Origin of the sequence: Janthinobacterium sp. EB271-G4-7A, from assembly GCF_020858075.1 — a bacterium.
Taxonomy (GTDB): domain Bacteria; phylum Pseudomonadota; class Gammaproteobacteria; order Burkholderiales; family Burkholderiaceae_D; genus Janthinobacterium; species Janthinobacterium lividum.
This window is the reverse complement of the sequence record NZ_JACYMI010000006.1, coordinates 247,798-269,752: the sequence shown is the minus strand read 5'-3', so window position 1 is coordinate 269,752 and position 21,955 is coordinate 247,798. Positions and strand designations below refer to the sequence as shown.

Sequence of the window (21,955 nt, the reverse complement as noted above, 5' to 3'; positions counted from 1 at the left end):
ATTCGGTTACTGCTTTCGCGCTATCGACAAAGCGTTGTGTTTGTCAGCTGCGAAGAAGGAAGAGTATGAAGCATTTCGCTACGTCCGTCAACTCCTTCTTTTTTCTCACTTTACGCTGCATTTGCATGCGTCGTTCAGCGAGGGGGCGAATTATAGCCGTGCTCTGCGCACCCCGCAAGCGCTATTTTGCAGCTGGGCAAATATTGCTGTGTGATATCGTAGCGCCGACCATACCTTGCCTCATCCATATAGATTCCCATGCCTATCCCACACATCTGCTCCACCGCCAATCCCGCACTGGCCAGTGCACTCGAACACGCCATCAATAGCAAGACCAAGCCGCTGGGCAGCCTCGGCATGCTGGAAACCCTGGCCCGCCAGATTGGCCTGATCCAGCAAAGCACGCAGCTGGCATTGCACCAGCCGTCCATCATCGTTTTTGCGGCTGACCATGGGGTCGTCGCCGAAGGCATTTCCGCCTATCCACAAAGCGTGACCTGGCAAATGGTGGAGAATTTCCTCGGCAACGGCGCCGCCATCAACGTTTTCGCCCGCCAGGCAGATTGCGCCCTCTATATAGTAGACGCCGGCGTGAACCACGACTTCGGACCGCGCAACGGCTTGCTTGACCGCAAGCAGGGTCCCGGCACCCGCAACTTCGCCAAGGAACCCGCCATGAGCGAGCAACAATGCCTGGCCGCCATGCAGGCGGGGATGGATCTGGTCGCCACCCTGGATGGCAATGTGCTGGGCTTTGGCGAAATGGGTATCGGCAACACTACCGCTGCCGCAGCGCTGATGCACAAGCTGACGCAAACACCGGTCGCCGATTGCGTGGGCGCCGGCACCGGCCTGTCGAAGGAAGGCATATTGCACAAACAGCAGGTCATCGAAGCGGCCGTCGCCCATCATGCGGCAGTCACCACGCCGCTCGACGCGCTGGCCACCTTCGGCGGATTCGAAATCGCCATGATGGCCGGCGCCATGCTCAAGGCGGCCGAACGGCGCATGATTCTGCTGATCGATGGATTCATCGTCAGCAGCGCCCTGCTGGTGGCGGCCCGTCTACAGCCGGCCATCCTCGATTACTGCGTGTTTTCGCACTGCTCCGATGAAAACGGTCATCGCCAGCTGCTGGCCAGCCTGGGTGCGCGTCCGCTGCTGCACCTCGATTTGCGCCTGGGTGAAGGGACGGGTTCGGCGCTGGCCTTGCCGCTGCTGCACGCAGCCGTCAATTTCATGCGCGAGATGGCGACGTTTGCCTCGGCCCAGGTCAGCGAAAAATCCACGCCAGATTAAGACCATGGCCAATCCCGTTTCCGCCGCAGTCCATCAGTGCCGCCTCTTCTTCATCGCGCTGCAGTTTTTCACGCGCCTGCCCATCCCCCGTTGGGTGGGTTTCGAACCGGCCTGGCTACAGCATGCCTCGCGCTACTTCCCGCTGGTCGGCTTGGTAGTGGCGGCCATCAGTGGCGCCGTGTATCTGCTGGCCAGCTGGCTCCTGCCGTCGGCGGTAGCCGTGCTGCTGGCCGCCGCCGCCGGCATCTATCTGACGGGCGCCTTTCATGAAGACGGCTTCGCCGACATGTGCGATGGCTTTGGCGGCGGCATGACGCGCGAGCGGGTATTGGAAATCATGAAGGATTCGCGCATCGGCGCGTATGGCGCCATCGGCATCCTCTGCCTGCTGGCCATCAAGTGCGCGGCGCTGGCCTCGCTGCCGCCCGCCGTCATCGTGGCGACGCTGTGCATCGCCCATCCGCTCTCGCGCCTGGCCGCCGTCTCGCTGATCCGGTTCATGGACTATGCGCGCAACGAAGGCAAGGCCAAGCCGATGGCGCAGGAGATGAATACCGCTGAATTCCTCATCGCAGCCATCTGCGGCCTGCTGCCGGCCGTCGTGTGCGGCACCCTGGGAATCTTTTACTGGGCCACGCTGGTCTTCGCCGTCGTGGCGGCGGCCGCTGCCGCATTCTGGCTGGGCCGCAAGTGCCAGCGCCGCCTGCAAGGCTACACGGGCGACTGCCTGGGCGCAGTGCAGCAAGTGGCGGAAGTGGCTGTCTACCTGGCCATCCTCTCCAGCTTCCAGCCTCCCCTGCGCTTCTATTAAACAAGCATGCGCCTGATCCTCGTTCGCCACCCCACGCCGCAGGTAACCAGCGGCACCTGCTATGGCCGCAGCGACGTGGTGGTGGCGCCGCACGAACTGGCCACGGTGCGCGCCAGCCTGCAAGCGACTTTGCCAGCCGGCGTGCCGCTCTATTCCAGTCCGCTGCGCCGCTGCGCCGGCCTGGCGGCGGCATTGGCGCAAGACCTGCCTGCCAGCGCCCTGCGCCTTGACGCGCGGCTGGCGGAGATGGATTTCGGAGCATGGGAAATGCAGCCCTGGCACGCGATTGCGCGCGCGGAAATCGATGCCTGGGCGGCCGACCTGGCCTGGTATCGCCCCGGCGGGGGCGAGAATGTGCTGGCGATGGCCGCCCGCGTCGATACGTTTTTAGGCGATCTGTTGCGCGAACAACACGAAACGGTCGTCATCATCTGCCATGCGGGCACCATCCGCCTGCTGTCGGCACTGCAAGCCCGGCTGCCATTGGAAGAAACGGCCCTGCTGGCCGCCCATTCCGCCCATAAAATCGCCTATGGTGCGACGGTCGTCGTCGATTTCTGATACCGAATCGCCCAGCCAGCCATTTCAGTCCACGCCTGCTGCACGTATAATGGCGGGGTTTTGGTGCCCGCGCTCATGTCCATGAGCGCAGTTAAACGGGAAACACGATGCCGCGACTGCGGCGAACGTGTGCTGCCCCCGCAACGGTAAGCAAGTGTCGCCCCTCTCTACAGGAAGCAGGCGACAAGCTATCTCTGACAACCACTGTGCTTGCAATCATCGAGCATGGGAAGGTGGGATAGCCCTACTTGCCAGCCCGGATACCGGCCAGGACAGGTGGAAGTGTGCGAACGGGGATGTTCGCGATCCGAATGGCTCATGGCCATCTTCGATCGTCATCTTCAGTTCCCACTTCTGTTCAATCTGGCCTACGGGGACGTCGGCTGGTTGCATATTACTTACTGAAAATTATCATGACCCATGCTGTTTCCCGCCACGCGGCGCTCACGTCGCTCGCGCTAGCCATTGCCGCGCCTGCCGCTTTCGCCCAGACCACGCCAGATACCTTCGATCCCGTCGTCGTCACCGCCAGCCGCTACCCGCAACACCTGAGCGAAGTGTTGAGCGATACGCAGACCATCAGCTCGGAAGACATCGCACGCTCGGGCGCCGGTACGCTGATCGACCTGCTGCAAAAGCAGCGCGGCATTGAAGTCAATCGCAGTGGCGGCCCAGGCACCAATTCGAGCGTATTCATTCGCGGCGCGAACAGCAACCAGAATATCGTGCTGGTCGACGGCGTACGCATTGGTTCCGCCACATCGGGCGCTGCCAACTGGAGCGCCCTGCCCCTGTCGAGCATCGACCACGTTGAAATCGTCTACGGTCCTCTGAGCACCATGTATGGTGCCGATGCCGTCGGCGGCGTGATCCAGATCTTTACCAAGAAAGGCGATGGCGCGACGCGCTTCTCCACCTTCGCTGGCTACGGCCGCTACAACACGCGTCAGGCGGAAGCCAGCGTTGCCGGCTCTACCGGTGGCAACAACAGCTTCAGCTACGCGCTGACCGCGGGCAAGGAAAAATCGGATGGCTTTTCCGCCTCCAAACTGGGCGCCTCGACGTACACCTACAATCCGGACAAAGATGGCTACGACAAGGAAAGCGTCAGTGGCCAGTTTGGCTACCAGATGGCCAAAGGCCATGATGTCGGCCTGACTTTCCTGAACAGCAAACTGGATGCGCAGTACGATTCGGGCTTGAACTTCGACGCACGCAATCACAATAAGCTGGAAAACATCTCGGTCTTCACGAAGAACCAGTTCTTGCCGAACTGGACCAGCGAACTGCGCTACGCACAAGCCAAGGACAAACAAACCTCTGTTTCCGCAGTTGGCGCCTTCGGCAGAAGCCAGTTCGACACCAAGCAAACGGACATCAGCTGGCAAAACGATATTCTCATTGGCCGCGACAACTTGCAATTGCTGGGTGAATACCGTGACGAAGACGTCGTGAGCTCCGCCAAAGGCCTGTCCGGCGGACGCAATACAAAATCGTTCGCAGCATCGTACAACCTGGTACGCGGCGCCCACCTGGCCAGCATCAGCGGCCGTCGCGACGACAGCTCGGCGTTTGGCACGCACAACACGGGTAGTGTCGCCTATGGCTATCGTTTCAACAATGCCTTGCGCGCCAACGCCAGTTATGGCACCAGTTTCCGCGCCCCGACCTTCAACGATCTTTACTACCCTGATTCCGGCCTCCCCACGAACAAGCCAGAAAAGGGCCGCAACGCTGAAATCGGCTTGCATTACAACGACGGCCAGTCGCAACTGAGCGCGATCTACTACCATAACAAGATTACCGATTTGATCAACTACGTATCGGCGTGTCCAGTCATTGGCTGGAAACCAGGCTATGGCTGCAGCATGAATGTCGACAAAGCCGTGCTCGAAGGCGTGACGCTGGCTGGTGGACACAAGTTCGGCGCCTTCAACGTCAGTGGCAATATCGACCTGCAAGATCCGCGCAATGAATCGATGGACAAACAATTGACACGCCGCGCGAAAAAGCACGCCAATTTCGCCGTCGATTACACGACCGGTCCCTTGACCGCTGGTACGGAGTGGCAATTGTCGGGCAAGCGTTTTGAAGATACCGCCAACAAAACCCCCCTCGGCGGCTATGGCTTGCTGAACCTGTACACCACCTACCAATTCGCACGCGACTGGTCGGTGCTGGCTCGCTGGAACAACATCACCAATAAAGACTATGAACTGGGCCGTTTCTATGCGACGCCAGGTTCGAACCTCTTCGTTGGCGTACGCTACGGCATGAAATAAAACATGATGTAAGCTGCGGGCGGTGGCGCTATCCGTCATCGCCCGCAGTGCAGTTCTGTGGTCCCCGTTTTAAAGGTATGCATGCACCCATTTTTCCGCAACATGCGCCACCGTGCCACCGTGATCCTCTCGGTGCTGATCGTGTGCGCGGTTGCCAGCCTGATTTTCTCCGGCATGATCGGTTCGATCGCGATTCCGCTCGCCGACCTGCCTTCCGCCCTGTTCCATGTCGTGCAGGGCAAGACCGATACCCTCGCCGCCACCCTGCTTGACCTGCGCCTGGGCCGCGCGCTGACCGCGTTTGTCACCGGCGCGGCGCTGTCCTTGGCCGGCGTCATGATGCAGGCGCTGCTGCGCAATCCCCTGGCGGACCCGTATGTGCTGGGCATTTCCGCCGGCGCTTCCGTCGGCGCGCTGGCCGCGCTGCTGTTCATGTGCGCGCTGTGGGTGGTCGACGCGGCCGCCTTTGCAGGTGCCGTCGGCGTGTCCATGCTGCTGTATTTCTTTGCCCGCCGCGACCTGCGCGGCGGCACGGCCGCTGAAGGCGGCGCCTCGCTCTTGCTGCTGACGGGCGTGATACTGGCTTCGGCCTGCATGGCCATCGTCACCCTGATGCTCTCCATCGCCCCGGAAAGCCGCTTGCGCAGCATGGTGTTCTGGATGATAGGCGACCTGTCCGGCGCGCCCGCGCGGCTGATGCCGTGGCTGGTCCTGGCCGGCGCCATGGTCTTCGCGCTGCGCTGCGCGCGTTCGCTGAACGTCATGGCGCTGCACGCGGAAGCGGCCAGCACCCTGGGCGTACGCGTGGGCGCCCTGCGCAAGGGCCTGTTCTTCTGCTCCGGCCTGCTCACGGCCAGCGCCGTCACCAGCGCCGGCAGCGTGGGTTTTGTGGGCCTGATCGTGCCGCATGCGCTGCGCTTTGCCTGCGGTCCCGATCATCGCCTGTTGATTCCCGCCGCCGCGCTGGCCGGCGGCACCTTCCTCGTATTGGCCGATACCTTGGCGCGCACCGTGCTGGCGCCATTGCAGCTGCCCGTCGGCGTGGTAACAGCCATGATCGGTGCGCCCGTCTTCCTGTACCAACTGCACCGCTTGCGCCGCACATGATACGTACTTACCAACTCGGCCTGAAGGCAGGCACGCGCTCCCTGGTGGAAAACCTCATCTGGCACATCAGGGATGGCGAATGCTGGAGCGTGATCGGCCGCAATGGCGCGGGCAAGAGCACCTTGCTGCGCACCCTGGCCGGCTTGCGCGAACCGGATACTGGCCACGTGACGATACAGGGCCGCGCCCTGATCGACTGGCCGCTCGACGAACTGGCGCGCGAACGGGCCTTCCTGGCGCAGGCGCGCCACGATGCGTTCTCTTACCGCGTCATCGAAACGGTGCTGTCGGCGCGCCACCCGTACCACGACAACCATTACTGGGAAGGCAGCGACGACCAGCGCATCGCGCTGGCGGCGCTGGCCTCGATGGAAGTCGAGCACCTGGCCGAACGCGACGTACGCAGCCTGTCCGGCGGCGAACGCCAGCGCGTGGCGATTGCCGCCATGCTGGCGCAGGATACGCCCCTGCTGCTGCTGGACGAACCGGCTAACGCGCTGGACCTGGCGCACCAGGTCAGCGTCATGGGCCTGCTGTCAAAACTGTGCCGCGAACAGAATAAAACCGTGGTGATGGTTGGGCATGACCTGAACCTGGCGCACAGCGTCTCGACCCATGCGCTGCTGCTGATGGGCGACGGTGGCTGGCTGGCCGGCCCCGTGGCCGATGTGATGCAGGCATCCATCCTGAGCGACTACCTGGGCCACCCGATCGAGATCATCGATCACGGCAAACGCAAGATATTCATACCGAAAGAGGATCAGACATGAGCGACAACAAACCTATCGACGTAGACACAGCCGCAATCAACGAACGCCACCGCGTGCGCATGGAGCGAAAAAAGGCCATCATCGACGCGGCCATCGCCAAGGCCGACAAGGAAATCGGCATCATCATCGTCAACACGGGCAACGGCAAGGGCAAGAGCTCGAGCGGCTTCGGCATGGCCATCCGCGCCATGGGCCACGGCATGAAGGTAGGCGTGGTGCAGTTCATCAAGGGCGCCATGTCGACGGGCGAAGAAAAATTCCTGCGCCGCTTCCCCGATGAAATCAGTTTTCATGCGATGGGCGAAGGCTATACCTGGGAAACGCAGAACCGCGAGCGCGACATCGAAAAGGCCGAACTGGCATGGGAGCAGGCGAAGACCTTCCTGGCCGACCCCAGCTACGGCCTGGTGCTGTTCGACGAACTCAATATCGCCCTCAAGTACAACTACCTCGACGTGCACAAGATCATCGCCGACCTGCTGGAACGTCCGCAGATGCAGCACGTGGTCATCACGGGCCGCGGCGCACCGGACGAACTGATCGCGATCGCCGACACCGTCACCGAAATGGCCGTCATCAAGCATGCTTACGCGGCCGGCATCGGCGCGCAAATCGGCACCGAGTGGTAACAGCGCCATGACGCGCACCCTGGTCTTCGGCGGCGCCCGTTCCGGCAAGAGCGCCCATGCGGAAATGCTGGCCCGCGAATCCGGCAAGGAAGTGATCTACCTCGCCACCGCGCAGGCGGGCGATGCTGAAATGGCCACGCGCGTCAGGCATCACCGCGCACAGCGCCCGGCCGAGTGGACAACCCTGGAAGAACCGCTGCGCCTGGGCGACGCCATCCTGCGGGAAGCACGGTCCGGCCGCCTGCTGCTGGTCGACTGCCTGACCCTGTGGCTGACGAATCTGATGTTTTCCAGCGGCGAGACGTATCCGGACGTGGGCGACATCATCCTGCCCGAACTGTTCCACAGCGAGCGCGCGCACCTGCTTTACGCGCTGGCCGAAATCGGCGACACCGACTGCGACCTCGTTCTCGTATCGAACGAAGTGGGCATGGGCATCGTGCCGTATGGCGCCATCTCGCGCTGCTTCACCGACGAGGCGGGCCGCTTGAACCAGGCCGTGGCGGCCGTGTGCGACAAGGCTGTCTTTGTCGCCGCCGGCCTGCCGCTGTACCTGAAAGGCAGCCCATGCTGAGCGGCTTGTCGCTGCCCATGCTGGCCGCCTTGATGACGGCCGGCGTGCTGCTCGACATGCTGCTGGGAGAAACGCGCCGCTGGCATCCGCTGGTCGGCTTTGGCCGCATCGCCAGCACACTGGAACGCCTGCTGAACCGGGGCAGCGCACGCTTCCTGCGCGGCGCACTGGCGTGGGCACTCGCCGTGCTGCCGCTCAGCTATGCCGCCTACTGGTTGTGCGGCCTGGCGGGTGCCGCCCTCCACGTCTTCCTGCTGTATCTATGTCTGGGCCTGCGCAGCCTGCGCGACCACAATCAACCGATTGCCGATGCCCTGGCCATCGATGACCTGGACAACGCACGCCTGCTGACGGCGCGCATCGTCAGCCGCGACACGGCCGACGCCGATGCGGCCAGCCTGGCCAAGGCCAGCACCGAATCCCTGCTGGAGAACGGCAACGACGCCGTCTTCGGCACCCTGTTCTGGTTTGCCGTGGCGGGCGGCCCAGGCGCAGTCCTATTCAGGCTGGCCAATACCCTCGACGCCATGTGGGGCTACCGCAACGAACGCTACGACTGGTTCGGCTGCTGCGCCGCGCGCATCGACGACATCCTCAATTATCTGCCGGCGCGCCTGACGGCCCTGTCCTATGTCTTGCTGGGCAAGAGCATGGCGGACAAGAAGCGCGCCTGGCAGTGCTGGCGCACGCAGGCCACAAACTGGGGCAGTCCGAACGCAGGTCCCGTGATGGCCAGCGGCGCCGGCGCCCTGGGCCTGGCTCTCGGCGGCGACGCCATCTACGATGGCGAACTGGAACGCCGCCCGCCGCTGGGCGCCGGCCGTCCCGCCGAAGCGCGCGACATCGACCGCGCCTGGCGCCTGGTGGCCGAGACGGCCGTGTTGTGGCTGATCTGGGTGGCGCTGCTGGCGGGCCTGTCCTGCCTTCGGGAGAGCTATCTTGCTTGAACATGGCGGCAACCTGCGCGACGCCGCGCGCGAGTATGGACGGCCCATCGCCGACTGGATCGACCTGTCGACGGGCATCAATCCGCACTGGTATGCAGCGCCGGCACCCGGCGCCAACGCCTGGCACCGGCTGCCGGAAGCCGATCCCGCGCTGGCCGCTGCCGCCTGCGCGTATTACAACGCACCCGCCATGCTGCCGGTTGCCGGCACGCAGGCCGCCATCCAGGCCCTGCCCCGGCTACGCGCGCCGTCGCGCGTGGTGGTGGCCGCGCCGTCGTATGCGGAACATGCGCACCACTGGCGCCAGCACGGCCACGCATTACACCAAGTGCCATATGCGCAGCTGGCCGATGCCGTCGACCACTGCGACGTGCTGGTCATCTGCAACCCGAACAACCCCACGGGCGAGCGCATCGCCCCCGCACTGCTGCTGGAGTGGGCAGCCCGGCTGGCAGCGCGCGGCGGCTGGCTGGTGGTCGATGAAGCGTTTGGCGACACGGAAACACACGCCAGCCTGGGGCCGCAATCGGGCCAGCCTGGCCTGATCGTGCTGCGCTCCATCGGCAAATTCTTTGGCCTGGCGGGACTGCGCCTGGGCTTTGTCGCCGCCCATCCCGCACTGCTGGTACAACTGGCCGATATGCTGGGCCCGTGGACCGTCAGCGGCCCGGCGCAGCAAGTGGCGCTGGCCGCCTTGAACGACACGCACTGGCAGGAAGCGATGCGCGAGCGTCTGCGCGGCGAAGGCGCCCGTTTGCAACAGCTATTGGCCGCGCACGGCATCGCCAGCAGCGGTACGGCGCTGTTTCAATGGTGGCCGGACACGTGCGCCGAAGCGTTCTGGCAGCACATGGCAGAATCAGGCATCTGGGTACGCCTGTTCCGCCACGCGGCCCACGGCATCCGCCTGGGCCTGCCCCCCGACGAACACGCCTGGCTGCGCCTGCAGCAGGCCCTCACCGCATGGAAGCACACATGAAAATCCTGAAAATATCGCTGCTGCTGGCTGGACTGGTCTCGCTGCAGGCGCATGCCGCCATCACCGTGCGCGACGATGATGGGAATACCGTCACCGTGGAAAAACCGGCACAGCGCATCCTGGCGCTGGCGCCGCACGTGACGGAACTGCTGTTCGCAGCCGGCGGCGGCGAGAAAATCGCCGGTGTCGTCAGCTATAGCGACTACCCGGAAGCGGCAAAGAAGATCACGCAAGTGGGCGACAACCGCCAGTACGACATGGAGCGCATCATCGCCATGAAGCCGGACCTGATCGTCGTGTGGATGCACGGCAGCGCCGAGCGCCAGATCGCCATGCTGCGCCAGCTGAAGGTGCCGATCTATCACAGCGAACCGCGCAAGCTGGCCGATATCCCCGACAGCATGGAGCGCCTGGGGCAATTAATGGGCACGGAAAAAACCGCCAAACCGGCCGCCGCCCAGCTGCGCGCCAAACTGGCCAGCCTGACGGCCCGGTATGCGCAGCGTCCGCCCGTGCGCGTGTTTTACCAGGTGTGGGACAAACCCTTGTATACCTTGAGCGGCGCGAGCATCATCAGCGATTCCATGCGCGTGTGCGGCGGCCAGAATGTCTTTGCCGCGATGAAGGTGGTGGCGCCCGTCGTCACGCCGGAAGGCGTGCTGCAGGAAGATCCGGAAGTCATTTTCGGCACCAGCGAAAAAAGCGATCCGCGCAGCGAAGGCGGCCTGGCCATGTGGCGCGCCTTCCCGTCAATGACAGCCGTGCGCCGGAACAATCTGTTTCGCCTGAATGGCGACCTGCTGAACCGCGCCGGCCCGCGCATGATCGAAGGCACGGCCGCCATGTGCGAACAGCTGGAAGCGGCCCGCCAGCGCCGCAACGCTCCCGCAGCCAAGGCAACGCCATGAGCCACTACCAGCGCATCGCGTGCCTGTCGACGGAAGCCGTGGAGACACTGTACGCGCTGGGCGCGGAAGACGTCATCGCGGGCATTTCCGGCTTTACCGTGCGCCCACCCCGGGCGCGCGAGGAAAAAACCAAAATCAGCGGCTTTTCCTCCTCGAGCCTGGAGCGCATCCTGGCCGTCCAGCCCGACCTCGTGATCGGCTTTTGCGACATGCAGGCCGATATCTGCCGCGACCTGGTCAAGGCCGGTATCGAAGTGCACCAGTTTAACCAGCGCACGGTGGAGGGCATCCTGCGCATGATCGCCGTGCTGGCCGCACTGGTGCGGCGCGAGGAAGCGGGACGCGCACTGATCGCCGGCCTGCGCGCGGACATCGCCGCCGCCCGGGCCCGCACCGCAGCCTGGACGCGCAAGCCCGTGATCTACTTTGAAGAGTGGAACGATCCCCTGATGAGCGGCATCGGCTGGGCGGCCGAATTGATCGGCATCGCCGGCGGCACGGACGCCTTCCCGGAGTTGTCCGCGCATCCGGGTGCAAAAGAGCGCATCATCGCCGATCCTTTGAGCGTAGTGCGGCGCGCTCCCGACATCATCATCGCCACCTGGTGCGGCAAGAAGTTCCAGCCGGCGCAGCTGACGGCACGTCCGGGCTGGGATGCGATTCCCGCAGTACGCAATGACATGCTGTTCGAGATCAAATCGCCCGACATACTTTCTCCCGGTCCGGCCGCCATCACGGAGGGATTGCGCCAGATCAGCAACATCATTGCGCAATGGCAGGAGAATCAGAAAGAGCAGCAGGCATGAAGAGCCCCTTCCCCGCCCTGATGGTGCAGGGCACGACGTCGGACGCGGGCAAGAGCACCGTCGTCGCAGCGCTGTGCCGCCTCTTGAAACGCCGTGGCGTGACGGTGGCGCCGTTCAAGCCGCAAAACATGGCATTGAATAGCGCCGTGACCAGCGACGGCGGCGAGATCGGCCGCGCGCAAGCCTTGCAGGCGCTGGCCTGCGGCATCGCGCCGCACACGGACATGAATCCGGTGCTCTTGAAACCGTCATCGAACACGGGCGCGCAAGTGATCATCCACGGCAAGGTGTGCGCCGAAATGGATGCGCGCGACTACCAGCAATATAAAACCATCGCCATGGGCGCCGTGCTGGAATCCTACACGCGCTTGCGCCAGCAATACGACGCCGTCGTCGTCGAAGGCGCGGGCAGCCCCGCCGAAGTCAACCTGCGCGCGCGCGACATCGCCAACATGGGCTTTGCGGAAGCCGTCGACTGCCCCGTGATCCTGGTGGCCGACATCGACCGGGGCGGCGTCTTCGCGCACATCATCGGCACCCTTTCGTGCCTGTCCGACAGCGAACGGGCACGCATCCTCGGCTTCGTCATCAACCGCTTCCGCGGCGACATTTCACTACTCACACCCGGCATCGAATGGCTGGAACAGCAGACGGGCAAACCCGTGCTGGCCGTGCTGCCCTACCTGCAAGGCCTGTTCCTCGATGCGGAGGATGCCGTCGAAGCGATGCAGGCGGAACGCGGCGCCTTCCAGGTGGTGGTGCCGCAACTGCCGCGCATCAGCAACCACACGGACTTTGACGCGCTGCGCGCCCACCCCGATATCGACCTGCAATTCGTCCAGCATGGGCAGCCGATTCCAGCGGCCGACCTGGTGATCCTGCCGGGCAGCAAGAACACGCGTGGCGACCTGGCCTGGCTGCAGCAGCAAGGCTGGCCCGCCTACCTGGCGAAACACCTGCGCTATGGCGGCAAGGTGCTCGGCATCTGCGGTGGCTTCCAGATGCTGGGACAAAGCGTGTGCGATCCGCTGGGTGTGGAAGGCGCGGCGGGAGAGTCAAAGGCACTGGGCCTGCTCGACATGGTGACGGAGCTGACGAGCGACAAGCGGCTGGAACAGGTGCGCGGCCGCTGCGCGTTTGCCGGCGCAGCCGATGCGCCCGTGGCAGGCTATGAAATCCACATGGGTGTCTCGCATGGCGCGGCGCTGGCACAGCCGGCCTTTGTCATCGATGGGCGGCCGGAAGGGGCCGTGTCGGGCGACGGTCAAATCCTCGGCAGCTATTTGCACGGCATGTTCGACACACCCGCCGCATGTTCGGCGCTGCTGCGCTGGGCGGGGCTGGACTCCGGCCACACAGTGGACACCGCCGCCCTGCGCGAGGCCAGCCTGGATCGCATCGCCGACGCGGCCATCCCGCTGCTGGCGGCCCTGGATGACCTCAAACGCTAGCGGCTATTTTTTCAGGCACACGCCCATGTACGAGCGGTCGCTCGAAAACTCGACCGCCATGCTCGACGACACCGGCATGAACATCGAATAGTCGGCCGGCACGTCGGCCGGGTCCTTGAGCACGGCGATGCCATCGAAATCGACGGCCTGCGCGCCCAGGCCCAGCCTGTTGACGGTAACGGTTTCCGCATGCGTCTTGCCGGTCGTGTCATTCGTCAGGGTGGCGGTGCTGCCGGCAACCTCGATCTTTGCGCTGATGCCCTGCGCCGCACAGGCGTAGCTGCCGTTGATTTCCGTGCCGATCTTTTGCTGTCTGGCGGCCACGATGGTACCCACGCGCAGCACGTTTTCCCGGTTACGGCTGTAGCGGTCGATGAACAGCGCCAGCCCCCGGTCCCCCGCATGCACGTGCACGATGCCGAAGTCCTGGCCACCCTGGCGGGCGACGATCAAGCCGTTCTTCGCATCCTTGACCAGGGTCAGGCTGGCGTTTTCCGCTTCCAGCTGCGGCGATACTGCGGAGCACACGCCTTGCGCATTGAACACGCCGCCATTGCACAGTTGGGCCGCGCCATCGGCAGCGATCCTGAGACTGCCTTTCGGATTGAAACGGTCGCCGCCGTTCGAGGCATTGCGCATGGCGCCCAGGAAAATATAGCTGCCGGCCAGCTTGGCCACGTCACCCACCGCATAGCCGGTGCCGCTGACGGTCGAGACCATATTACCCAATTTGATATTGCCCGACAGGAGACGCGTGCGCGCATCGACGGCGACGCTAAAATCCGTTGCCGTGTAAATAGTGAGATTGCCGCTGCTGGACGTGGTAAACGTGCCGCTGCGGTCGCTCAAGCCGAACTGCGTCGACAGCACGCGGATGGCGTAGGTTTTCTTGACATTGTCAAACGTGATGCGCCAGGTGTCGCCGATATCGGCAGCCACGTCATACACGCTTTCATCGGCGCTGGCGCCCGCAATGACGCTCAATCCCGCCTCTTTGGCCACGGCGGCGGACGCCACCGTCACGCTGTCGGCCGGGGGGACGGCGGGCGTGACGACGACAGGCGGCGTGATGGGCGCTTCCGGCGCGCCGCCATCACTGCCGCCACCGCATGCGGACAGGGCCGCGCCCAGGACGAGGAACGTAAGTGCATTTTTCATGTGATGTGACTTTCGGGGAAAAGAGGCCGGAACTGCCAGAAAACACATGCTAGCCTTACCCGCAATCTATTGCCATAGAACAAATGTTCCATGGACTCTGCCACCGGCACGCTGCCAAAATGCACGGCGCGGGCGGCACGCCTGCGCCATTTATGTGACAATTCACCGTACTGTCGGCTCCGTTTTTCCTCCTCAGGCTCGCATCCATGACCAGTTCCCCGATCAAAAGCTACCTTCCCTGGGTGGTCGCCACCGCCCTGTTCATGGAGCAACTCGACTCCACCATCGTCAACACCGCCATCCCTTCCATGGCCGCCAGCCTCAACGTGACGCCACTGAGCCTGAAGGCCGTCGTCACGAGCTACATCCTGAGCCTGGCCGTGTGCATTCCCATCAGCGGCTGGATGGCCGACCGCTTCGGCACGCGGCGCGTGTTTTCCGCCGCTGTCGCCATCTTTACCCTCGCCTCCATCCTGTGCGGCCTGTCCGTGAATGCGCCCATGCTGGTGGCTGCGCGCCTGCTGCAAGGGGTGGGCGCGGCCATGATGATGCCGGTGGGCCGGCTCACCATCATCCGCACCTTTCCCAAGTCGCAATTGCTGGCGGCCATGAATTTCGTCATCATCCCCGCCCTGATCGGCCCCCTGCTGGGGCCCACGGTGGGCGGGCTGATCGTGCACTGGCTGTCGTGGCGCGAGATTTTCTTCGTCAACGTGCCTGTCGGCCTGGTGGCGCTGTACCTGGCGCACCGCTACATGCCCGATTACTACGGTGACAAGCCCCGTCCGCTGGACCTGATCGGCCTGGTGCTGTTCGGCACGGGCATCGCGCTGCTGTCGTGGCTGCTGGAAATCTTCGGCGAACACCGCATCGATGGCACCTCGTTTGCCGTGCTGCTGTTCATTTCCATCAGCCTGCTGGCCGCGTATGTCTGGCATTCGAGCGAAGTGCTGCACCCGCTGCTGCGCCTGACCCTGTTCAAGATCCGCACCTTCCGCGTCTCCGTGGTGGGCGGCTTCGTCACGCGCCTGGGCGTGGGCGGCCTGCCCTTCCTGCTGCCGCTGCTGTACCAGCTGGGCCTGGGCTTGCCCGCCTGGCAATCGGGCTTGCTGATGATGCCGTCGGCCGCGGCCGCCATGGGCATGAAATTCATTTCCGCACGCGTGCTGGCCCGCTTCGGCTACCGCCAGGTACTGATCGTCAACACCGTGCTGATCGGCGTCACCATTGCCATGTTTTCGCTGGTGGGCGTGGGCACGCCCCTGTACGTGATCGTCGCCATCAGCCTGTGCATGGGCTTTTTCAATTCGCTGCAGTTTTCCAGCATGAACACCATCGCGTATGCCGATGTCGACAAGGCCGATTCCAGTATGGCCAGTACCATCGCCAGTTCGATGCAGCAACTGTCGATGAGCTTTGGCCTCGCCTTCGGTTCCCTGATCACGGGCTGGTACCTGGGCGACATGCCGCAGTCGGACCGCGCCATGCTCAGCACGGCCCTGCACCATGCCTTCCTGACCCTGGCGGCCCTGACGGTGCTGTCCTCGCTGACCTTCTGGACACTGCGCCGCGACGATGGCGAAAGCATCAGCAAGGGCACGGATAGCGAGGAAGAGGACGCGGCCGACATCAAGGCCCAGGCCGTTGTGCAGACGGAAGTGCAAACGACCAAGGGCTGAGCCAGATCAAGCTTGCCGCCAGCGCCGCTGGTGCTTTTGCCGCGCGCTGCTACCGTGACGGCAGGAGGTGCACATGGCGGCCGAGCGGCGCTTTGCGTGGAAGGGCACGGACCGCCATGGCAGGGCGGTCGATGGCGTCTTGCGCGCTGCCGACGCCAGCGCCGCCAAGGTCGCGCTGAGACGCGAGGGTATCCTGGCCACCCGGGTGCAGGCTGAACGCGCCGCGCCCGGCAAGGCCATCACGCGCAAGGATATCGCCCTGTTCACGCGCCAGTTGTCGACCATGATGGCGGCCGGCGTGCCGCTGCTGCACGCCTTCGATATCGCCGGCAAGGGGCACGCCAAGCCTGCGATCACGGAGCTGATGCGCGACTTGCGCCACGACATCGAAGCGGGCAGCAGCCTGCAGCAGGCATTCCGCCAGTTCCCGCTGCTGTTTGACGAGCTGTACTGCAACCTGCTGGCGGCAGGCGAACAGGCCGGCATCGTGCAGGATTTGCTGGCGCGCCTGGCCACGCACCAGGAAAAGGCCATCGCCCTGCGGCGGCAGGTGCGCGGCGCCCTGATGTATCCGCTGGTCATCGTGCTCGTCGCCATCGTCGTCACGGCCATCATCATGAGCGTGGTCGTCCCCGCTTTCCGCCAGGTCTTCGACAGCTTTGGCGCGCCCTTGCCGCTGCCCACCCTGGTCGTCATGGGCTTGTCCGCCTTTGTTGTCCGCTACTGGCTGGCCTTGCTGGCGGCGCTGCTGCTGGCCTGCCTGCTGCTGCACCTGGCCTGGCGCCGCTATCCCGCGTGGCGGCGCAACATCCAACTGCAGGCCTTGCGCCTGCCCGTATTCGGTCCCCTCCTGCGCAAGGCGGCAATCGCCCGCTGGACGCGCACCTTGGCTGCCATGTTCGCCGCCGGCGTGCCGCTGCTCGACTCGCTCAGCCTGGTGGGCGCTGCCTCCGGCCACACGCTGTACCAGGAAGCGACGGCACGCATCGAACGCGAAATCCGCGCCGGCGGCAGCCTGGCCCTGGCCATGGAACACAGCGGCGTGTTCCCGCCCTTGCTGACGCAGCTGGCCCTGATCGGAGAAGAATCGGGCGCGCTCGACGCCATGCTGTCGCGCGCGGCCGATATCATCGAGGCCGATATCGACGCCACGGTGGCCACCCTTTCCACACTGCTGGAGCCGGCGCTGATGGTGGTGCTGGGCGTGCTGGTCGGCTCGCTCGTGATCGCCCTGTATTTGCCGATTTTCAAGCTGGGCGCGGTGATCTAGGCAACAGCCAGCACCTCCCTTAAAACGCCCATTAGCCAGAAAAAAGAAATTACCGCGTTGACAGGTATTGCCTGCCGGGTCAGACTTCGTCGCAACCTCACACCGTTAATGAACGAGCCATGTCTTAATTCATGAAAAATCACAATAAACTGGACTGGCTTGAAGCGCTCAGGGGAATTGCTGCCACCCTGGTGGTCCTGACGCATGCCCGCTACTTCATGCTCAACACGGCCAATTGGGAAAAGGCCGATGAAATACTCAGGCCGGGCGCGATGGGCGTCGACCTGTTCTTCATCATCAGCGGCTTCATCATGGCGTATTCAACGCGCAATTCGGATGGCAGCCTGGCCTACGCCAAAACCTTCGCCATCAAGCGCTTTGCGCGCGTGTGGCCAGTCTACGCCATCATCACCTTCTGGTGGATAGCGGCAACGCAAGACGTCACCGCATATTTCAGTTCCTATGACAATGTCATTCAATTTTTAAAAAGCATCTTCTTCATTCCTGTCACTATCGACAATCCTCCCTATTTTGGCGCGGCATTGCCCTTGGGCTGGACCCTGGAATTCGAGATGTATTTTTATGCCATCTTCTGCGCCTCGCTCTGTTTCAAACAATGGCGCTGGCTCGCGCTGTTCGCCTGGATGATCGCCACCGTATTGCTGATTCCCATGCTGCACAATCCGGCCTTGTCAGCCTATGATGCCACCAGAAACCTGTCTTATTCCTTTGTCTATTTCAATTTGATGAGCAATCCGATTATTTTCGAGTTCCTGGCAGGCGCCGCCATCGGATTGTTGTACCTGCAGGACTGGGCCAGGATCAGGAATCCCGCCATCGCCTATCACCTACTCGGACTGAGCATCGCGTTGACCATCTGGCTCGGCTACTCGCGCGTAGTGGATTTCCACGGCCCTAGCAAATGGGGTGGCCCGCTGGCATTGACCGTACTCGTCATGGCCATCGCCAGCAAGACCGTCAAGATCCCCGCCCCCCGCTGGCTGGTGTGGCTGGGTTCGATTTCCTTCTCGCTGTACCTCAGCCATACGATTACCCATCACTATTTCGGCCTGGCCATGCTCAAGCTGGACATGGAAGCACATACGCACTCATGGGGCTATATCTTCATGACCACCGTAACGGCGATTTCGGTCGCGGCCGTAGTACATCGCTACCTGGAAAAAATGCTTTCGGAATCCATGCGCAACAAACTGCTGGCACTGCTGGTCGAACAGCAAAAACCGCGGCCGCGCGAACAGGACAGCCATGCCGCCGCCGTCACGAAAGAGTAGTCAACCGCGCCGCCGACATGCTCGTCCAGCGTAAGATGGCAGATACACTATACTCTCCTGGCTCGCGACACCGGCCCCGCCATGGCCAGCGTCGCGAGCCATAAACCTGTGCTTGCCCACGCCACATTGGCGATAAAGATAATGCCTCCAGATACCCTGCTGTTCGCCGCGCCCGGCAACCTGCCCGTCGCCCTCGTCGCCGCCCTGTTCGGCCTGATCGTCGGCAGCTTCCTCAACGTGGTGATCCACCGCGTGCCGAAAATGATGCAGCGCGAATCCGATAATTACGTGGCGGAAGAAAGCGGCTTGCCCTTGCCGCACACGGACCGCTACAACCTGATGCTGCCGCACTCGAACTGCACCGCTTGCGGCCACCGCATCACGGCCATGGAAAACATCCCCGTCATCAGTTACCTGCTGCTGCGCGGCAAATGCAGCGCCTGCCAGGCACCGATCTCCGTGCGCTATCCGCTGGTCGAACTGCTGACGGGCGCCCTGTCGGCCCTTCTGGTCTGGCACTTCGGCAGCGGCTGGACGGGTCTCGCCACCCTCGTGTTTGCCTGGCTGCTGATCGCCATGACCTTCATCGACGCCGATACGCAAATGCTGCCCGACGATCTCACCTTTCCCCTGCTGTGGGCGGGCCTGCTGGTCAATATCAATGGCACCTTCGTGCCCCTGCAAGACGCCGTCATCGGCGCGGCCGCCGGCTACCTGGCCCTGTGGGGCGTGTACTGGGCCTTCAAGCTGGCGACAGGCAAGGAGGGAATGGGCTATGGTGACTTCAAATTGCTGGCGGCGCTTGGTGCGTGGCTGGGCTGGACGATGCTGCCGACGATCATCTTATTGTCATCGCTGGTCGGCGCCGTGGTCGGCATCGGGCTGATCGTGTTTGCCAAGCGCGGGCGCGACAAACCGATTCCGTTCGGCCCCTACCTGGCTGCGGCGGGCCTGATCGCCTTGCTGTACGGCACGCCCCTATCTCGCCTCACGCTAGGCCTGATTGGCTGACCGGCGCAGCACTGCCCCCTATGGATAAATACATGCAAAGACAAAACGTCCCTTATTTCAGCGTGGGTCTCACCGGCGGCATCGGTTGCGGCAAGAGCACGGTGGCCGACCTGTTCGCCGCGCATGGCGCCTCCATCGTCGATACCGACCAGATCGCGCACAGCCTGACGGCGCCAAATGGCGCAGCCATGCCAGCCCTGGTGGCGGAATTTGGCCCCGACTACGCCGATGCGCGCGGCGCCCTCGACCGCACCAGAATGCGCAACCTCGTGTTTTCCGATGCCGCCGCCAAGGCGAAACTGGAAGCCATCCTGCATCCGCGCATCCGCCAGGCGACCCTGGCGGCGGCCGCCGAAGCGACAGGCAGCTACGTGATCTTTGCCGTGCCCCTGCTCGTCGAGTCCGGCGGATGGGTGGAGCGGGTCAACCGGGTTCTCGTCATCGACTGCCTGGAAAGCCTGCAAGTGTCGCGCGTGATGGCGCGCAATGGCTTATCGGAAGAACAAGTCAAAGCCATCATGGCCACGCAGGCGACGCGCGCCATGCGCCTGGCGGCGGCGGACGATGTGATCGACAATAATGGCGATTTGGCCGCCCTGGCGCCGCAGATTGCCCAGTTGCACGATTTATATCTGGCATTTTCAAAAAGAATGGCCGGAATCGGCCCGCAACGTTTGTAATTTGTCGACGCTTGGTTCAAAATCACGGGATTGTTTGCAGGTCCTTACTTAAGGGAATTATTTTGATTGTCTACGAATACCCTTTCAACGAACGCATACGTACCTTGTTGCGGCTGGAAGACCTGTACGACAAATTCAAGTTCTTCATCCAGCAAGAGCATGCAATGCAGCATCATGTTGCCTTGGCAACTATTTTCGATATGCTCGAAGTGGCCGGCCGCGCCGACCTGAAGTCCGACCTGCTGCAGGAACTCGAGCGCCAGCGCCAAAGCCTGCTCGGCTACCGCAGCAATCCAAATGTGGAGCCGGAAACCCTCGATGCCATCTTGGGCGAACTCGACAGCGTCAGCGGTGCCCTGGTGGCGGCGCAGGGCAAGACGGGCCAGAATATCCGCGACAATGAATGGCTGATGAGCATCCGCGGCCGCACCATCATTCCGGGCGGCGCCTGCGAATTCGACTTGCCATCCTACTTTGCCTGGCAAAAACGCAGCTCCGAGCAGCGCCTGACCGATATCCACGCGTGGTTTGCCCCGCTGGCGCCCCTGTTCGACGCGCTGGCCCTCGTATTGCGCCTGCTGCGCGATTCCGGCGGACCCGTTAAACTGATCGCCAATGGCGGCAGCTACCAGCAAATGCTGCAAGGCAAGGTGTACCAGATGCTGCGCCTGAGCCTGGATGAAAACAGCGGCGCCATCCCGGAAATTTCCGCCAACAAATATATGCTGTGGGTGCGCTTTACCACCCAGGGTGGCGACTTGAAACCCAAGCCGCTGGAAGAAGATGTTCCGTTCGAGCTCACGCTCTGTAATTTTTAATTGTTACTTATTTGCCCCATCATGACCGTCGTTAATTGCCCTACCTGTGCCGCCAAAGTCGAATGGACTGAAGCCAACAAATACCGCCCCTTCTGCTCGGAACGCTGCAAGCAGATCGACCTGGGCGCCTGGGCCGAAGAGAAATACACGATCCCCGCTGCCGACCCATTCGAAGATCCGCTGGCGGACGAAGACAACAAGCCGCAATAATTCTCAGCGAAACGGATTTTCCAGACGCAGCCCCTGCGCCGCGAAACTGTCGAGTCTGCCACTGACCACCGTCAAGCCATAGGCGATGCCCATCGCCGCGATCTGCCCATCGACGCCGTGCGCGTGGCCGCGCGCATGCAGGCGCGCACACACGAGCGCGCAATCGAGGTCGAATTCCAGCAGCCGCGGCGCATATTCTGACAGCACGGCTTCCAGCCAGCCTTCCAGCGCCAGTGCTTCCAGCGCCGCCTCGCGCCGCCAGCTGCGCTGTATGCCTGCGCGCAGTTGCGCAATCACCTGCACCGGCACATAGCGCATTTCCGGCGCCACCCGTTCAAAAAAATCGAGCACGCCCGCCGGCGCAGCGCCGCCCTTGCGCCCTGCAACGATCACATCCGTATCGACCAGGTAGACGGGCATGGCTCAAGGGCGGCGCTCGAAATCCGCATCGTGCCCCCCGTCGGGCATGCCGCGCAAAATATCGTCGAGCGGGCGCTTCGGCAGCGGCCGCAAGGCGCTGCGCAGGATGCCGCGATGCTCGTCCTCGATGCTGCGTCCATGCGCGCGGGCACGCTTGTGCAAGGCGGCAATCAGCAATTCATCGGTATCGGTAAAGGTCAGTGTCAGCGGCATGCGAGACTCCCCAATGCGTGATGAAAGCACTGTAGCGCAAAGCGCGCGCGATACAAGGAAAGTAACAGGAAAGCTTGCGC

General features: G+C 63.2%; 24 protein-coding genes and 1 riboswitch. Of the genes, 21 read left to right on the top strand and 3 right to left on the bottom strand.

Features of this window, described 5'->3' with window-relative positions; all coding sequences use genetic code 11:
• The 14 genes from IGS58_RS27575 to IGS58_RS27510 all read left to right on the top strand — a co-directional run.
• The coding region (locus tag IGS58_RS27575) for a hypothetical protein (RefSeq protein ID WP_230523179.1) at positions 1–214 on the top strand (214 nt) is incomplete at its 5' end.
• A 44-nt stretch (positions 215–258) separates the two neighbouring features.
• Positions 259–1,299, top strand: coding sequence for a nicotinate-nucleotide--dimethylbenzimidazole phosphoribosyltransferase (gene cobT / locus IGS58_RS27570; RefSeq protein WP_070258910.1), 1,041 nt, complete (start codon positions 259–261; stop codon positions 1,297–1,299).
• Between the two features lie 4 nt (positions 1,300–1,303).
• A complete protein-coding gene (locus tag IGS58_RS27565; RefSeq protein WP_230523178.1) occupies positions 1,304–2,110 on the top strand; it encodes an adenosylcobinamide-GDP ribazoletransferase in 807 nt (268 codons plus the stop codon).
• Positions 2,111–2,116: 6 nt separating this feature from the next.
• The gene (locus IGS58_RS27560) at positions 2,117–2,671 is read left to right on the top strand and encodes a histidine phosphatase family protein (protein WP_230523177.1); all 555 of its coding nucleotides are present in this window, start codon (positions 2,117–2,119) and stop codon (positions 2,669–2,671) included.
• 44 nt (positions 2,672–2,715) lie between these two features.
• A riboswitch (cobalamin riboswitch) is annotated at positions 2,716–2,957 on the top strand.
• 127 nt (positions 2,958–3,084) lie between these two features.
• Positions 3,085–4,953, top strand: coding sequence for a TonB-dependent receptor domain-containing protein (locus IGS58_RS27555; RefSeq protein WP_230523176.1), 1,869 nt, complete (start codon positions 3,085–3,087; stop codon positions 4,951–4,953).
• Between the two features lie 81 nt (positions 4,954–5,034).
• Entirely contained in the window at positions 5,035–6,060 is a 1,026-nt protein-coding gene (locus IGS58_RS27550) for a FecCD family ABC transporter permease (protein ID WP_070258903.1), read from the top strand.
• Entirely contained in the window at positions 6,057–6,830 is a 774-nt protein-coding gene (locus tag IGS58_RS27545; protein ID WP_230523175.1) for an ABC transporter ATP-binding protein, read from the top strand. The genes IGS58_RS27550 and IGS58_RS27545 overlap by 4 nt, the downstream gene beginning before the upstream one ends.
• Positions 6,827–7,459 (top strand): cob(I)yrinic acid a,c-diamide adenosyltransferase, encoded by a 633-nt coding sequence (gene cobO / locus IGS58_RS27540; RefSeq protein WP_230523174.1) that lies wholly within the window; start codon positions 6,827–6,829, stop codon positions 7,457–7,459. The genes IGS58_RS27545 and cobO overlap by 4 nt, the downstream gene beginning before the upstream one ends.
• A gap of 7 nt (positions 7,460–7,466) precedes the next feature.
• The gene (cobU, locus tag IGS58_RS27535; RefSeq protein WP_230523173.1) at positions 7,467–8,033 is read left to right on the top strand and encodes a bifunctional adenosylcobinamide kinase/adenosylcobinamide-phosphate guanylyltransferase; all 567 of its coding nucleotides are present in this window, start codon (positions 7,467–7,469) and stop codon (positions 8,031–8,033) included.
• Positions 8,027–8,980: an adenosylcobinamide-phosphate synthase CbiB gene (gene cbiB / locus IGS58_RS27530; protein WP_230523172.1), complete on the top strand. Its 954-nt coding sequence runs from the start codon at positions 8,027–8,029 to the stop codon at positions 8,978–8,980. The genes cobU and cbiB overlap by 7 nt, the downstream gene beginning before the upstream one ends.
• Positions 8,973–9,959: a threonine-phosphate decarboxylase CobD gene (gene cobD, locus IGS58_RS27525; protein ID WP_070258893.1), complete on the top strand. Its 987-nt coding sequence runs from the start codon at positions 8,973–8,975 to the stop codon at positions 9,957–9,959. The genes cbiB and cobD overlap by 8 nt, the downstream gene beginning before the upstream one ends.
• Positions 9,956–10,867: a cobalamin-binding protein gene (locus IGS58_RS27520; RefSeq protein WP_070258891.1), complete on the top strand. Its 912-nt coding sequence runs from the start codon at positions 9,956–9,958 to the stop codon at positions 10,865–10,867. The genes cobD and IGS58_RS27520 overlap by 4 nt, the downstream gene beginning before the upstream one ends.
• Positions 10,864–11,673: an ABC transporter substrate-binding protein gene (locus tag IGS58_RS27515; RefSeq protein ID WP_070258889.1), complete on the top strand. Its 810-nt coding sequence runs from the start codon at positions 10,864–10,866 to the stop codon at positions 11,671–11,673. Before IGS58_RS27520 ends, IGS58_RS27515 begins: the two co-directional genes overlap by 4 nt.
• The gene (locus IGS58_RS27510; RefSeq protein WP_230523171.1) at positions 11,670–13,124 is read left to right on the top strand and encodes a cobyric acid synthase; all 1,455 of its coding nucleotides are present in this window, start codon (positions 11,670–11,672) and stop codon (positions 13,122–13,124) included. Before IGS58_RS27515 ends, IGS58_RS27510 begins: the two co-directional genes overlap by 4 nt.
• Before the next feature lie 3 nt (positions 13,125–13,127).
• Here IGS58_RS27510 and IGS58_RS27505 read toward each other — a convergent pair whose 3' ends face one another.
• A complete protein-coding gene (locus IGS58_RS27505; RefSeq protein WP_070258885.1) occupies positions 13,128–14,282 on the bottom strand; it encodes a hypothetical protein in 1,155 nt (384 codons plus the stop codon).
• Between the two features lie 206 nt (positions 14,283–14,488).
• Between IGS58_RS27505 and IGS58_RS27500 the strand changes: the two genes are divergently transcribed.
• From IGS58_RS27500 to yacG, 7 genes are all read left to right on the top strand, one after another.
• Positions 14,489–15,961 (top strand): DHA2 family efflux MFS transporter permease subunit, encoded by a 1,473-nt coding sequence (locus tag IGS58_RS27500; protein ID WP_230523170.1) that lies wholly within the window; start codon positions 14,489–14,491, stop codon positions 15,959–15,961.
• 73 nt (positions 15,962–16,034) lie between these two features.
• Complete coding sequence (locus IGS58_RS27495; RefSeq protein ID WP_230523169.1) at positions 16,035–17,231, top strand: type II secretion system F family protein; 1,197 nt, start codon at positions 16,035–16,037, stop codon at positions 17,229–17,231.
• A 131-nt stretch (positions 17,232–17,362) separates the two neighbouring features.
• Positions 17,363–18,523: an acyltransferase family protein gene (locus tag IGS58_RS27490; RefSeq protein ID WP_070258881.1), complete on the top strand. Its 1,161-nt coding sequence runs from the start codon at positions 17,363–17,365 to the stop codon at positions 18,521–18,523.
• Between the two features lie 141 nt (positions 18,524–18,664).
• The gene (locus IGS58_RS27485; RefSeq protein WP_211551694.1) at positions 18,665–19,534 is read left to right on the top strand and encodes a prepilin peptidase; all 870 of its coding nucleotides are present in this window, start codon (positions 18,665–18,667) and stop codon (positions 19,532–19,534) included.
• A gap of 32 nt (positions 19,535–19,566) precedes the next feature.
• On the top strand, positions 19,567–20,214 hold the full coding sequence (gene coaE, locus IGS58_RS27480) for a dephospho-CoA kinase (protein WP_099390079.1): 648 nt from the start codon (positions 19,567–19,569) through the stop codon (positions 20,212–20,214).
• Positions 20,215–20,276: 62 nt separating this feature from the next.
• Positions 20,277–21,032: a cell division protein ZapD gene (gene zapD / locus IGS58_RS27475; protein ID WP_034748811.1), complete on the top strand. Its 756-nt coding sequence runs from the start codon at positions 20,277–20,279 to the stop codon at positions 21,030–21,032.
• Between the two features lie 18 nt (positions 21,033–21,050).
• Positions 21,051–21,242, top strand: a complete 192-nt coding sequence (gene yacG, locus IGS58_RS27470; RefSeq protein ID WP_034785391.1) for a DNA gyrase inhibitor YacG — start codon at positions 21,051–21,053, stop codon at positions 21,240–21,242.
• A gap of 3 nt (positions 21,243–21,245) precedes the next feature.
• Here yacG and IGS58_RS27465 read toward each other — a convergent pair whose 3' ends face one another.
• Both IGS58_RS27465 and IGS58_RS27460 read right to left on the bottom strand, forming a co-directional pair.
• Complete coding sequence (locus IGS58_RS27465) at positions 21,246–21,662, bottom strand: hypothetical protein (RefSeq protein ID WP_070258877.1); 417 nt, start codon at positions 21,660–21,662, stop codon at positions 21,246–21,248.
• A gap of 3 nt (positions 21,663–21,665) precedes the next feature.
• Positions 21,666–21,875, bottom strand: coding sequence for a FitA-like ribbon-helix-helix domain-containing protein (locus tag IGS58_RS27460; protein WP_230523168.1), 210 nt, complete (start codon positions 21,873–21,875; stop codon positions 21,666–21,668).
• Positions 21,876–21,955: the final 80 nt, after the last annotated feature.

Coding starts and splice junctions, on each gene's coding strand:
- cobT (WP_070258910.1), top strand. CDS start 259: ATGCCTATCCCACACATCTGCTCCACCGCCAATCCCGCACTGGCCAGT.
- IGS58_RS27565 (WP_230523178.1), top strand. CDS start 1,304: ATGGCCAATCCCGTTTCCGCCGCAGTCCATCAGTGCCGCCTCTTCTTC.
- IGS58_RS27560 (WP_230523177.1), top strand. CDS start 2,117: ATGCGCCTGATCCTCGTTCGCCACCCCACGCCGCAGGTAACCAGCGGC.
- IGS58_RS27555 (WP_230523176.1), top strand. CDS start 3,085: ATGACCCATGCTGTTTCCCGCCACGCGGCGCTCACGTCGCTCGCGCTA.
- IGS58_RS27550 (WP_070258903.1), top strand. CDS start 5,035: ATGCACCCATTTTTCCGCAACATGCGCCACCGTGCCACCGTGATCCTC.
- IGS58_RS27545 (WP_230523175.1), top strand. CDS start 6,057: ATGATACGTACTTACCAACTCGGCCTGAAGGCAGGCACGCGCTCCCTG.
- cobO (WP_230523174.1), top strand. CDS start 6,827: ATGAGCGACAACAAACCTATCGACGTAGACACAGCCGCAATCAACGAA.
- cobU (WP_230523173.1), top strand. CDS start 7,467: ATGACGCGCACCCTGGTCTTCGGCGGCGCCCGTTCCGGCAAGAGCGCC.
- cbiB (WP_230523172.1), top strand. CDS start 8,027: ATGCTGAGCGGCTTGTCGCTGCCCATGCTGGCCGCCTTGATGACGGCC.
- IGS58_RS27520 (WP_070258891.1), top strand. CDS start 9,956: ATGAAAATCCTGAAAATATCGCTGCTGCTGGCTGGACTGGTCTCGCTG.
- IGS58_RS27515 (WP_070258889.1), top strand. CDS start 10,864: ATGAGCCACTACCAGCGCATCGCGTGCCTGTCGACGGAAGCCGTGGAG.
- IGS58_RS27510 (WP_230523171.1), top strand. CDS start 11,670: ATGAAGAGCCCCTTCCCCGCCCTGATGGTGCAGGGCACGACGTCGGAC.
- IGS58_RS27505 (WP_070258885.1), bottom strand. CDS start 14,282: ATGAAAAATGCACTTACGTTCCTCGTCCTGGGCGCGGCCCTGTCCGCA.
- IGS58_RS27500 (WP_230523170.1), top strand. CDS start 14,489: ATGACCAGTTCCCCGATCAAAAGCTACCTTCCCTGGGTGGTCGCCACC.
- IGS58_RS27495 (WP_230523169.1), top strand. CDS start 16,035: ATGGCGGCCGAGCGGCGCTTTGCGTGGAAGGGCACGGACCGCCATGGC.
- IGS58_RS27490 (WP_070258881.1), top strand. CDS start 17,363: ATGAAAAATCACAATAAACTGGACTGGCTTGAAGCGCTCAGGGGAATT.
- IGS58_RS27485 (WP_211551694.1), top strand. CDS start 18,665: ATGCCTCCAGATACCCTGCTGTTCGCCGCGCCCGGCAACCTGCCCGTC.
- coaE (WP_099390079.1), top strand. CDS start 19,567: ATGCAAAGACAAAACGTCCCTTATTTCAGCGTGGGTCTCACCGGCGGC.
- IGS58_RS27465 (WP_070258877.1), bottom strand. CDS start 21,662: ATGCCCGTCTACCTGGTCGATACGGATGTGATCGTTGCAGGGCGCAAG.
- IGS58_RS27460 (WP_230523168.1), bottom strand. CDS start 21,875: ATGCCGCTGACACTGACCTTTACCGATACCGATGAATTGCTGATTGCC.